General features: G+C 74.4%; 10 protein-coding genes and 2 tRNA genes. 1 reads left to right on the forward strand and 11 read right to left on the reverse strand.

Features of this window, described 5'->3' with window-relative positions:
• Positions 1 to 59 precede the first annotated feature (59 nt).
• Positions 60 to 2,297, forward strand: coding sequence for a rhamnogalacturonan lyase family protein (locus tag ACWEFJ_RS16000; protein WP_449714150.1), 2,238 nt, complete (start codon positions 60 to 62; stop codon positions 2,295 to 2,297).
• 61 nt (positions 2,298 to 2,358) lie between these two features.
• Here the strand turns inward: ACWEFJ_RS16000 and ACWEFJ_RS16005 are convergent, their stop codons facing one another.
• From ACWEFJ_RS16005 to ACWEFJ_RS16055, 11 genes are all read right to left on the reverse strand, one after another.
• A complete protein-coding gene (locus tag ACWEFJ_RS16005; protein ID WP_378086540.1) occupies positions 2,359 to 2,637 on the reverse strand; it encodes a hypothetical protein in 279 nt (92 codons plus the stop codon).
• Positions 2,638 to 2,711: 74 nt separating this feature from the next.
• Positions 2,712 to 2,933: a heavy-metal-associated domain-containing protein gene (locus tag ACWEFJ_RS16010; RefSeq protein ID WP_449714151.1), complete on the reverse strand. Its 222-nt coding sequence runs from the start codon at positions 2,931 to 2,933 to the stop codon at positions 2,712 to 2,714.
• Between the two features lie 163 nt (positions 2,934 to 3,096).
• Positions 3,097 to 5,124, reverse strand: coding sequence for a WXG100 family type VII secretion target (locus tag ACWEFJ_RS16015; protein WP_449714152.1), 2,028 nt, complete (start codon positions 5,122 to 5,124; stop codon positions 3,097 to 3,099).
• Positions 5,125 to 5,189: 65 nt separating this feature from the next.
• The gene (locus tag ACWEFJ_RS16020) at positions 5,190 to 6,620 is read right to left on the reverse strand and encodes a hypothetical protein (protein ID WP_449714153.1); all 1,431 of its coding nucleotides are present in this window, start codon (positions 6,618 to 6,620) and stop codon (positions 5,190 to 5,192) included.
• A gap of 174 nt (positions 6,621 to 6,794) precedes the next feature.
• The gene (locus ACWEFJ_RS16025; RefSeq protein ID WP_449714154.1) at positions 6,795 to 7,409 is read right to left on the reverse strand and encodes a CBS domain-containing protein; all 615 of its coding nucleotides are present in this window, start codon (positions 7,407 to 7,409) and stop codon (positions 6,795 to 6,797) included.
• A gap of 331 nt (positions 7,410 to 7,740) precedes the next feature.
• Positions 7,741 to 8,106 (reverse strand): DUF1330 domain-containing protein, encoded by a 366-nt coding sequence (locus ACWEFJ_RS16030; protein WP_449714155.1) that lies wholly within the window; start codon positions 8,104 to 8,106, stop codon positions 7,741 to 7,743.
• 92 nt (positions 8,107 to 8,198) lie between these two features.
• Positions 8,199 to 8,272 (reverse strand) — tRNA-Cys (locus tag ACWEFJ_RS16035).
• Positions 8,273 to 8,699: 427 nt separating this feature from the next.
• Positions 8,700 to 8,774, reverse strand: a tRNA-Arg gene (locus ACWEFJ_RS16040).
• A 356-nt stretch (positions 8,775 to 9,130) separates the two neighbouring features.
• Complete coding sequence (locus ACWEFJ_RS16045) at positions 9,131 to 9,517, reverse strand: STAS domain-containing protein (protein ID WP_449714156.1); 387 nt, start codon at positions 9,515 to 9,517, stop codon at positions 9,131 to 9,133.
• The gene (locus ACWEFJ_RS16050; protein ID WP_449714157.1) at positions 9,514 to 10,578 is read right to left on the reverse strand and encodes a cobalamin B12-binding domain-containing protein; all 1,065 of its coding nucleotides are present in this window, start codon (positions 10,576 to 10,578) and stop codon (positions 9,514 to 9,516) included. Before ACWEFJ_RS16050 ends, ACWEFJ_RS16045 begins: the two co-directional genes overlap by 4 nt.
• The gene (locus tag ACWEFJ_RS16055) at positions 10,575 to 12,173 is read right to left on the reverse strand and encodes a PP2C family protein-serine/threonine phosphatase (protein ID WP_449714158.1); all 1,599 of its coding nucleotides are present in this window, start codon (positions 12,171 to 12,173) and stop codon (positions 10,575 to 10,577) included. Before ACWEFJ_RS16055 ends, ACWEFJ_RS16050 begins: the two co-directional genes overlap by 4 nt.
• Between the last annotated feature and the right edge of the window lie 58 nt (positions 12,174 to 12,231).

Genomic DNA, 12,231 nt, shown 5'->3' on the forward strand with positions numbered 1-12,231 from the left:
GGACACGTCAGGCCGTTTCTGGGAGCGCTCCCAGAGGTGCCAGAGCGAATGGAGCAACGGTGCTCAGGAACTCGCGGGTGCGAGTGGTCGTCGCCGGCGCGGCGATCAGCGCGCTGACCGCCGGCCTCGCGGTGGCGGGAGTGGCCTCGGCCGCCCCCGGCTGCGAGGTCGACTTCACGGTGCAGAACAAGTGGCAGGGCGGGTTCTCCGCCAACGTGACGATCACCAACCTCGGTGATCCGGTGGACGGGTGGCGGTTGGCCTGGTCGTTCCCCGGTTCGGAGCGGTTCGACCAGGGGTGGAACGCGGTGTTCGCCGCGTCGGGGGCGTCCGTGACGGCGTCCAATGTGGACTGGAACCGGTCCATCCCGACGGGCGGCACGGCGTCGTTCGGGTTCAACGGGACGATGAGCGGCAGCGAGGTGGGCACGCCGTCGTCGTTCGCGCTGAACGGCACGATCTGCACGGGCGATGTCGGCCCGACCTCCACCTCGACCAGCACGACCACCACCACGACAACGACGACCACGACCACGACCACGACCACGGTTCCCGGTTCGGGTGATCCGACGGGTCGTCGGCAGGTGGAGCGCTTGGACCGCGGTGTGGTGAGCGTGCGGTCCGGGAGCGGGAACCTGGTGAGTTGGCGGTTGTTGGCGGGTGATCCGCGCTCCGTGGGGTTCAACGTGTACCGGGGTGGGACGAAGGTGAACTCGTCGCCGGTGACGTCGTCGACCAACTTCCTGGACGCCGGCGGGGCGGCGGACGCGTCGTACACGGTGCGGGCGGTGGTGGACGGGGTGGAGCAGCCGGCCTCGCCGGCCTCGCTGTCGTTCGCCTCCGGGTACCGGGACGTGCCAATCCAGTCGCCGGGCAGCGGCTATGTCGCCAACGACGCGAGCGTCGGCGACCTGGACGGCGACGGTGACTACGAGTTCGTGCTCAAGTGGGACCCGGACAACGCCAAGGACAACTCGCAGTCGGGCGTGACCGGCAACGTGTTCATCGACGCCTACCGGTTGGACGGGACCCGGTTGTGGCGGATCGACCTGGGCCGCAACATCCGGGCGGGCGCGCACTACACGCAGTTCCAGGTGTACGACTTCGACGGCGACGGTCGGGCCGAGGTGGCGATGAAGACCGCGGACGGGACGCGGGACGGTCGCGGCACGGTGATCGGCAACGCCTCCGCGGACTACCGCAACTCCTCGGGGTACGTCCTGTCCGGACCGGAGTTCCTGACGATGTTCGACGGCCTGACCGGCGCGGCGGTGTCCACCGTCGACTACGACCCGCCGCGCGGGAACGTGGGCTCGTGGGGTGACACCTACGGCAACCGGGTGGACCGGTTCCTGGCCGGCACGGCGTACCTGGACGGGGCCCGTCCGTCGTTGATCATGGCGCGGGGGTACTACACGCGTGCGGTGATCGCGGCGTGGGACTTCCGCGATCGCCGGTTGGTGAAGCGGTGGACGTTCGACTCCAACGCCTCGGGCAACTCGGGGTACGCGGGTCAGGGCAACCACTCGTTGAGCATCGCGGACGTGGACCAGGACGGTCGGGACGAGATCGTGTACGGCGCGGCCACCATCGACGACAACGGCCGCGGCCTGTGGACCACGGGGCTGGGCCACGGCGACGCCGGGCACGTGGGCGACCTGGACCCGTCACGTCCGGGCCTGGAGTACTTCAAGGTGTCGGAGGACTCCTCGAAGCCGGGTTCGTGGTTCGCCGACGCCCGCACCGGTCAGCGGTTGTGGACCACGGCGTCGGGCAGCGACAACGGTCGCGGCGTGTCCGACGACATCTACGCGGGCAGCCCCGGCGCGGAGTCGTGGTCCAACGCCGACAGCCAGCTGCGCGACACCCGCGGCACCGCCATCGGGCGCAAGCCGTCCTCGGCGAACTTCGTGATCTGGTGGGACGGCGACCCGACCCGCGAACTGCTGGACCAGACCCGCATCGACAAGTACGGCACCGGCGGCGACACCCGCCTGCTCACCGGTTCCGGCGTCGCCTCCAACAACGGCACCAAGGCCACCCCCGCCCTCAGCGCCGACCTCTTCGGCGACTGGCGCGAGGAAGTCGTCTGGCGCACCACCGACAACCGCGCGCTCCGCATCTACACCACCCCGCACCAGACCGACCGGCGCATCCCCACCCTCATGCACGACACCATGTACCGCGTCGCCGTCGCCTGGCAGAACACCGCCTACAACCAACCACCACACCCGAGCTTCCACATCGGCAACGGCATGACCACCCCGCCCTGGCCCGACGTCCACTACGCCGACTGACCGCACCACCCGCGTGCGCCCGACCGACTCGGGCGCACGCGGGTGCGTGGCGGGGTGCCGCTCAGGCGTCGCCGCGCAACGAGCGGCGGATCTCCTCCAACCTGTCGAGGCCGGCCTGCCGCCGCGCCTCGAACCGGTCCTCGACCGCCTTGGCCTCCGGGGTGGCGGTGGCGAGTTCCTCCGCGCCGGCGCTCGTGCCGATGCGGCTCTCGATGCGGTCGCGCACGTGCTCGAAGGTCGGCACGCCGTCCTCGGTGTAGTCACCGGGCGGTACGACCGGCGCGGCCGACTCGACCTCGACGATCTCGGCGTCGAGCACAGGTTCCTGGTCCGGGTTCATCGCCCTGCTCCGTTCGTGGTGCCGACCACGAGCCTACCTCCGCCGCGGCGCGCGGTGGGCCGCCGCCGACCGGGTCAGCCCGCGCGGACGACGGAGTAACCGACCCCTTCGACCGCCGCCGTGATCGCCGCTTCGTCGGCGTCGCCGGTGACGCTCAACCGGCCGCCGTCGAGGTCCACCGCGACGTCGGCCACCCCCGACACCCCCCGGACGGCGCTGGTGACCTTGGACGCGCAGCCACCGCACGTCATGCCCTGGACGACGAAGTCCAGCCCTCCGGCCGGTGCGGCTCCCACGGGCGTCTCACAGCTGTTGCACATTCGCGCACATCCTCTCGGTGAATACCCTGAGGGGGTATGCGACGGACGTTAGCACACGTGCGGTGGAGGGGTGTGCCGGTGGCCGGGGCCGCCCGTGTGGCGGCCCCGGCGGACGGCGCGTTCGCCGAGGTGGCCGAGGTCAGGACACCTTCGGGTGAATCTGGGTCTCCCGACCCGTGACGGCGTCGATCGCGAACACCCGCTCGACCCTCGGGTTGGCCTGGAGCGTCGGGAAGTCCGCCAGCTCGACGGGGTCGCCCTCGGCGTGGTTGGGCCCGACGAGGACGTACACGTCGCCACTCGCGCTGCGCGCCGGACTGGCCGTGACGGTGTCCGAGACCTCGGGGGTGGGCCGGTCGGCTTCGGTGCCGGTGCCGGTGGTCGTGTCGGTGCCGGCAATTGTGTCGGCTCGGTCGCGGCCGTCCAGGTTGGTCATGAACTCGGCGAGGTCCATGAGGGAGTGCCGTTGGCCGTCGACGTCGATGGTGTCGCCGGCCCAGAAGAACGACCCTTCGCCCTTGGTGGCGAGGATGTCCCGGATGTTCTCCAACCAGCGCTCCCCCTCCTCCGCGGGGAGGTCGCGCAGGTCGAGGTGGGGCCGGTCGTCCACCGTCGTGACCGGGAACCCGTGCCGCTCGCGCCCGGCCTCCCCGGCCTCCCCGGTCTCGCCGTTCCCACCACCGCCCGCGCCGCCTTCGTGCTCGCGGCCTTCGTGCTCAAGGTCCCGGTGGTGCTCACGGCCTTCGTGCTCACGGCCTTCGTGCTCACGGTCGCCCCGGCCGCCCTTGTCGCCGTCCGACCGGTCGCCGGGGAGCACCGTCTCCGGCGTCAGCCCACCGGCGGGCGTCGTCGAACCACCGCCCGCGGAACCGCTCGGCACCGGCGGCGGGTCCGGGATCTCCGGGAACTCCGGCACCGGCGCGGGAGACGGCGTCGAACCACCGGCACCGCCACTCGAACCGCCGCCCGAACCGGCACCGGCACTGGCACCGAGGTCCGGCACCGGCGGCTGCTTGAAGAGGTCCTTCGGCACCTCCGGGATCGGCGGCGTCGCCGGCGGCGTCACCGCACCGCCCGCGGAACCGCTCGGCACCGGCGGCGGGTCCGGGATCTCGGGGAAGTCGGGGATCGGCGCGGGAGACGGAGCCGACGCGCCGCCCGCCGAACCACCCGCCGAACCGCCACCCGTCGAACCGCCCGCCGAGCCGCTGCCCGCCGAACTGCCGCCCGTCGAACCGCCCGCCGAGCCGCTGCCCGCCGAACTGCCGCCCGTCGAACCGCTCTGCGTGAGGGTCGGGTCGAGGGTCCCGAGGGACGTCCCGGCCGAGCCTGCGGAACCGCTCGGGACCGGCGGCGGGTCGGGGATCTCCGGGAACTCCGGGACCGGCGCTGGTGTGGGTGGCGGCGTGGCGGTCTGGGCGGCGACGGTCTGGTCCGCGGTTGGGGTGGCTGCGGTGTGGGCGGCGGCGGTCCGGTCGGCCGTGGTGTGGGCGGCCGAGGTTTCGGCGGCTCCGGTTTCGGGGGCACCGGTTTCGGGGGCACCGTCGGAGGAGGTGGGTCCTGCCGAAGGGCCGGAGGTCGGGGGTGTCTGGCCCGAGGGCCCGCCGGCCTGGTTGACCGAGGTGTCCGGGGTGGGCACGTCGGTCGTCGGCGCTCCCCCGGTCTGACCGGTGGCACCGGGGTTCGGGGTCGGCTGCGGGCCGCTCTGGGACGTCGGTGCGCCAACGCCGCCACCACCACCGCCGCCGCTACTGCCGTCACCGCTGCCGCCGTCGCCGCCGGACGCGCCCGGCAGGGTGCCGGAGGTCTCGGTCGGGTTGAGGCCGGTGAACTGCTCGCCGTTCGCCCGGTCGGCCTCCAGGTGGGTCTGCGCGGTCGCCTTCACGCCCTCGCCGACGAGCCCCAGCGTGGAGGCGGCCTTGGTGACGACCTCGACCGACCTGCGGGCGGAGGCGTTGAACGCCTCGGCGGCGAACGTGCCGGCGCTGCCGAACGCGGTGCCGGCCAGCGTCAGCCCGGACAGCTTCGACGACACCTCCTGGTAGCCGGCGCGCAGTTCGTCGGCCTGCTGCTGGAGGGTGTCCATCGCGGCCGGGTCCATCGTGAAGCCGGAGCCGGCACCCGGCGGGGGTGTGCCGAGCGTGGTGGGTGTCGGGTTGGTGACCATGGGGGTTGCCTCCGCGGAACGCAGGGGGAAGGGGTGTCGGCCGGGCGGTCGGGGCCGCCGTGCGCCTACTCGGTCTCCTCGACCCTGTGGGCCGCCATCCGCTGAACGGTTCGGTCGGCCGCCTCCACCGGTTCGGCGGAGCGGTAGTAGGTGACGGGCTCGGCGGGCCGCGTCATCGGCTGGACCGGGTGGTCGGCGGTCGTGTGCGGCAGCGGCTCCGCCGGCACGCGCGTGGCCTGTAGGAACGGCTCCGCCTGGACGGTGCGCGTCGCCTGGAGCAGCGGCTCCGCCTCGACGTGGTGCGCCTGCACCACCGACTCGCGCACGGCGTGGCGCGGCTGGAGCGGCTCACCCGCCGTCATCGGGCGCAGGGGTTGCGCCTCGTCGGCGACCACGGCCCGGCTGACCTCCATCGGCCGCAGCGCCACGGCTTCGTCCGCCTGCCGCACCGCCATCGGCCGGTGGGCCACCGCTTCGTCGGCCGCCACCAGACGCCCGGTCTCCATCGGCCGGAGGGCCACCGCCTCGTCCGCCTGCCGCACCGCCATCGGCCGGAGGGCCACCGCCTCGTCCGCCTGCCGCACCGCCATCGGCCGCAGCGCCACGGCTTCATCCGCCCGCATCCCCGGTTGCCGCACCGGCTCGTCGGCGACCAAAGCCCGCCGTGCCTCCATCGGCCGCAGGGCCTCGGTCGGCCGCTGCACGGCCATCGCCCGCGTCGCGGTCGCCTCCCCGCCACCGGCGACGGCCTCGAACCGCTCCCAGCGCTGACCGATCTCGTCGGACAGGTCGTCGAGCTGCTTCATCCGGTCGACCTGGCGGGTCAGCGCCGCGTTCAGGTCGTCCATCTTCGCCGCGACGCTCGCGCCGAGCTGGGACGCGCTGTCCACCACCGAGCCCAGAAAGATCGCGATCGACGCGCCGAACGTGGCCGGGGCGAAGACGTACGCGGTGATCGCGCCCGGCACCAGCGAGTCGGAGAACTGGCCGACGGTGTAGAGCACGGCCTCGCGCAGCGCGCGCACCATCGCGCCGGTGTGCTCGACCACCACGCCCTTCGTCGCCACCGCGTCGGCCAGCGAACCCAGTTCGTCGCCGAGCGCGTCCATGCTGACCTGGTACGCCTCCTGCGCCTTGCCGGTCCACCCCTGCGGCCGGGCGAGCGTCTCCCGCTGGACCCGCGCCAGCTCGCGCAGGCCCTCGGCGGCGGAACGGATCGCGTCCACGGCCGCCTGCACGTTCTGCGGGTCGCCCTGGAGCCGGTCGATCGGCTCGCGCAGGAACGCCACGTAGTCGACGGCCCAGCCGGCGACGCCCCGCAGCGACGCGAACGGGTCGTCGGGCACCTGGCCGCCGGTCGGCATGCCGACCACGGACTGCGGCTCGGCCTGCGCCTCGCGGCCGATCGCCTCGATCCGCGGGCCGAAGTCGTCCCGGACCGCGGCCTTCCTGAGCGTGGTGCGCGTGGGTGCCACCGCGGCGGTGCCTGTTGCCATTGAGCCGGACCTTCCTCGCAGCGCTGGGGACGGGGCTTCCGGGGCGGACGCCCGGCCCGACCAGCCAAGTGATCGCCGCCAACGTCGGACCAACGTCGGGCTAACGATCAACCCGGGCGGCGCTCGGCTCAGGCCGCTCCCCCGCGGCGGGGCACACCCGGACCCCGGGCGCTGTCACGCGGTCCCGTCGTGCTCGGCCACCTCCACGCCCACCACGCCGGGCACCGCGCCGGCCACCACGGTGGCCACGTGCCGTTCCGCGTCGTCCGCGCCCTCGCCCGCCAGCGTGACCACACCGTGGGCGACCGAAATCCGCCACGGCACACGCCCCGTGGCGACGGACAGCTGACGTCGCACGTCCGTCGCGATGACGTCATCCTCCCGAGCGATCATCCGCAACAGGTCGCGCCGCGAGATCACGCCGACCAGCACGTCGTCCCGCACCACCGGGAGGGTCCGCAGGTGCCGCTCCAGCATGAGCTTGCTCAACTCCGCCACGTGCACGCGCGGGTCGACCGCCACGACGTCGGTCACCATGATCTCGGCGACGGTCGGCGACGCGGGCTCGCGCGGCTCGGGAGGTCGGTCGTGCCCGGAGGTCCGGGGGTCGGGCAGGATGCGGTTGCGCAGCAGGTCCGCCTCGCCGACCACGCCGACCAGGCGGTCCAGGTCGTCGACCACGGGCAGGGTGGTGAACCCGCCCTCCACCAGCAACCGCGCGGCGTCCTTGGCGGCCGTCCCCGGCCGTGCGGTCACCACGGCGCGGGTCATCAGGTCCTGAACCTTCATCGTGATCGTCCCCTGATCCGGTGCTGTCGGTCGACCCGGCGAGGTCCCCACCGGTGCCGTACCCGGCCCGGGCGGGCGGAAACCGCGCCCGGCCGACACCCCCACCGGTCGGGGGTTCACCCCACCGAGGACGGCCGGACCACCGCCGGCGGGCAGGACGAGGGCGGGCAGGACGAGGGCCTGGCCGGTGGAGCCGGGCAGCATGCCGGTGACCCGCCCGGGCCGCGGGAGCCGAGGACCACCTGGCCGACCCGTCCGGACCCGGTGATCAGCGCGGGTCGACCACCACCCACGTCCCGACCTGCACCCCGGCGCGGTGTCCGCCGGTGCGTCACGTCCAGGGCGTGGTGGCCTGAAGCACCGCTTCGCTGAGGGCGGCCGTCCGCAGGCGGGTGACCTCCTGGTACTCCGGGTCGGCGACCATGCGGGCGAACGCGGCCCGGTCCGGGTAGCGCACGACGACCACCGCGTCCCAGCTCTGCCCGTCCTCGGCGACCAGCGCGGTGGACCCGGTGCCCGCGTAGAGCACCTCTCCCCCGTGCCGGGGCAGGAACGTCTCGCGCAGCCGGCGCGCGTACTCCCGGTACGACTCGACCCCGCCCTCGGCGAAGCGCAGCAGGTTCAGCATCACCACCGGACCACCCGGGTCCTCGGCGAGCAGTCGTTTGAGGTCGGCGCCCCGCGGATCAACGGCCATGCGCCCATCCTGGCCACGGCCGCCGTGCCGCGCATCGGTCGGTTCACCGGTTCCGGGCCGGCGCCGGGAACCCCACGGCGGAGCGGACGGGGTGGAGACCCACCCGGGAGTCGAACCCGGAATCGACGGCTTTGCAGGCCGCCTCACGACCGTCGTGACGTGGGTCGGGGGCGACGGCCGGCCGGTCGTCGCCGCGGTCGCGCGTCCTGGTGTCGATCCAGGGACGCCGGGGATATGAGCCCCGGGTGGCCGCCGGGCCACGCGCGTGGGGTGACCGACCGGACTCGCACCGGCTTCGACCAGGGTCACGACCTGGCGCCTCGTCTTCTTCGGCCTCGGTCACAGCCGTCCCGCCGGGAGTCGAACCCGGACCTCCCGCCGGTCGGCGGGCGCTCGGCCGATGAGCTTCGGGACGTCGCCACCCGACGCGGGTGGCCGCTCCCCGGCCGGGACTCGACCCCGGTCATCCCGCTCACGCCGCGGGAGGGTCGTCCTGTCGAGCCGGAGAGGCGTGGTCGGGTGCCCGCGAGTCGAACGCGGTGCGTCCTGATCCCAAATCAGGTGGGGTCGCCGTGCCCCTCGCACCCGGAGAGCACCCCTGCCGGGACTCGAACCCGGGACCTCGGCGTTCGTAGCGCCGCGCTCTGTTCCACCTGAGCTACAGGGGCAAGTGCCTGCTCCGCTGTGGAGTTGTCGACGTGCACGCCGGAACCACCGAAAAAATGGTCGGCAATGAACCGCGGAAATGATTCGCGGCACCGGGAAAACAAGAGCCGCCCGGATCGGTTCCCCGATGGGCGGCTCCCTGTCCACGTGACCTGCTTCGAGGTCAGGGCGGGGAGTCCGCGCAGGTGGGGCGCATGCCGCGGCACGGCTTGCGCCGATCCGGGCACGCCGGGACGAGCGCAGCGCGATGGCACGGGCGCTTCGGACCTCGCTCCCACGTGCTCGTCATGGCTCCGGCTCCTCGTCTCGCGGTGTGCACCGATCATGCACCGCCGACGCCAATTCCCGCAATGCCTTTTTATTGCGCCGCCGCAGAACGCCCGTCCTTTTCGCGCGAGGGTCGGCTGCCCGCCCTCTCCCCCGCGCCCCCGGTGAGGTGGTCCAGCGTGTTGGTCCGGCGCAGCAGGCGGTCCAGGGAGGCCGGTCGGTCCTCCAGCCGCAGCCCGACACCCGCGCCGGTCGCCTGCCGGTGCACGGCGAGCAGCGTGGACAGGCCGTAGGAGTCGCAGAACCCGATGCCGGCGCAGCCCAGCCGCAGCTCGCCGACCCCGCCCCGGGCGAGCAGGTCGTCCACCAGGCGCAGCAGCTCGTCGGCGGTGGCGTGGACCAGGTCGCCGGTCAGGACGACGCGCGTCGTGCGCTCGTCCAGGACGACGACGGTGCAGGTGAGGGAGCGCGGGCTCATGCGGTCGCTCCGGGGTCGGCGGATCGGGACAGCTCGGCGCGCGCGGCGTCGAGGATGCGCGTCGCGCGGGGGAAGTCGCGCAGCTCGGCGGCGAGCAGGACCAGCGCGGGCGACAGGTGCCGGGGCGGCACGCCGCGGGCGTCGAGGACGTCGGCGGTCCAGGTCAGGAACGCCGTGAACAACCCGTCGTCGTCGACGTAGAGCGCTGCGGCGAGGAAGTCGACGATGTGCGCGAGGTCCTCGGCGGTGTGCCGGCGCTGCGCGTCGGTGTAGGCCCGCATGGCCGGCACCCGCTCCCCCAGCGCCGCGTAGACGGCCTTCACGAGCTGCGCGCCGGTGCGCGACACCATCGTGAACTCCTGGTCGCCGAGGTGCGGCAGGTCGTCGATGGGCTGGTTGCCGCCGCGCGGCCGGGGCGGCGGGTCGGACGCCAGCCGGTCGGCGGCGGTCCGCGCGTCGGGCGCCCAGACGTCCGCGCCGAGCAGCCGGGCGTAGCGCCCGTCGGGGCCGAACGCCGCGCCGCCCGCCAGCACCGGCACCCCGGTGGACCGGCACGCGCTGATGGTGGCGTGGGCGGTCGGCAGGCGGGTGGCCAGCGAGCCGGACAGCGCCACGGCGTCCGGTCCGGTGCTGTGCAGGTGGGTGATCAGGTGCGGCGCGGGCACCTGCGCGCCGAGGTAGTCGACCCGGAACCCGCGCAGCTTCAGCACCTCGGCGAGCAGCCGGGCGGGCAGGGCGTGCCACTCGCCGTCCAGGCACGCCACGACGACCCGGCCGAGGTGCGGCGGCCGCCGGTCGACCGCGGCGACGAGCGCGGCGACCACCCGCTCGTTGATCGCGGTGGCCGCGTGCTCCTGGGCGACGGTCAGGCGGTTGGCCGCCCACTCCGCGCCGACCCGGCGCTGCACCGCCCCGACCACGTCCAGCAGCACGGTCTCGGCGTCGAGCCCGTCGGCGAGCGCCCGCAGCGCCACCTCGGCGGCCCGGTCCTCGTCGCGGTCCACGACCGCGTCCCACAGCCGCCGCGCGCCGGTGCGCGCGTCCACGCCGGTCGCGCTCATGGGGTGTGCGCCTCCCGCGCCCCGCCGGCCTGCCTGCGGCCGCGCGGCGCGGTGATCGCGAGCACGGCGACGTCGTCGTGACCGCCCGCGCCGACCCACTGCGAGGCGACCATGTGCACGTGCTCGGCGACCGCGTCGGCGGGCATCCCGGCGCACGCCGCGAGCACCCGGTGCAGCCGTTCCTCGCCGAACACCTCACCGCCGAGCGGTCCGCCGACCGCCTCGGTGATCCCGTCGGTGTAGAGCAGGCACGTCTCGCCGGGCGCGAGGACGACCTCGGCGGTCACGGCGTCGATGTCGGGGAGCACCCCGATGAGCGTGCCACGCGTGGGCGCCTCGTGCACCTCCCCGGTCGTCCGCACGACCAGGGGCGGCGGGTGCCCGCCGCTGGTCACGCGCACCCGCACGTCGTCGCCGACGCGGGTCACCGACGCCAGCACGAGGGTGACGAAGCGGGTGTGGTGCGGCTTGCGCAGCGCGTCGTTGAGCAGGCCCAGCACGCGCAGGTGGTCGTCCGCCAGGGGCAGCAGCGCGCGCAGGGTCGTGCGGACCTTGCCGGTCATCACCGCCGCTTCGAGCCCTTTGCCGCAGACGTCGCCGAGCACGGCCAGCGTCTCGCCGCCCGGGACCGGGTGCACGTCGTAGAAGTCGCCGCCGACGCGTTCGGTGTCCAGCGCGGGCCGGTACCGGCCGGCGAACTCCACCCCGTCGACGTGGTGCAGCGTCGGGGGCAGCAGCTCGCCCACCAGCGTGTCGGTGATCGACACCTGCTGGGCGAACATCCGGGCCGCCGAGATGGCCGAGCCCGCGCGGGCCGCGAACAGCCGCGCGAGGACCTCCTCGTCCTCGCCGAACTCCGCCTGCCCGTGCCGCCTGAGCAGCACCAACGCGCCCGCCGGGACGCCCTGGCCGGGCAGCGGGGTCACCAGGATCGACCCGACCTCGCCGAACCCCTCGGGCACGAGCCAGGACGGCGCGGACGACGGCTCGATCCACCGCGACGGCACCGGCGGGAAGCCCCGCAGCGCCTCGGCGAGCCCGGAGACCCCCTCGGGGTCGATCGACACCCGCTCGTACGCCACGTCGCCGCCCCGCACGCACCGGGTGACGGGGTGGTCGCCCCGGCTGCCCGGCGCGACGACCCAGGCGGCGTCGGCCAGGTGGCTCGCGGCCAGCTCGGCCGCGATCCGCATGCACCGCTCGGGGTTGAGCGAGGTCAGCAGGGCCGACGACACCTCGCCGAGCACCGCCGTGCGCTCCCGCTCGACGCGCAGCGCCTCCCGCGCCGACCCGGCGTCGTCGGCGTCCTCGACCAGCCACCACGTCACCGCGCCGTCGTCGTGGACCACCGGGCGCGCCTCGAAGCCGCGGTCGCCGAGCAGCCCGCGCACGGGCCCGGTCCCCCGCTCCTCGTGCGCCCGGCCCAGCCAGCCGGCCCAGTCGGTCAGCGCCGCGCCCAGCTCCGCGTCGGGGAACAGCGGTCCGGCGGCGTCGTTGGCGGCGCGCACCGCGCCCGCCGCGTCGGCGAGCAGCGCCGGGAAGGGCGCGCTCGACCACGCGTTGTCGGCACCTCGGACGGCCGGACCGGTCTCCACCACGACTCGTCGGCGCCGCTCGGGCGCCTGCACCCCACCCTCGCTCCACCGATTTCGT

Source organism: Actinosynnema sp. NPDC004786, from assembly GCF_053601135.1.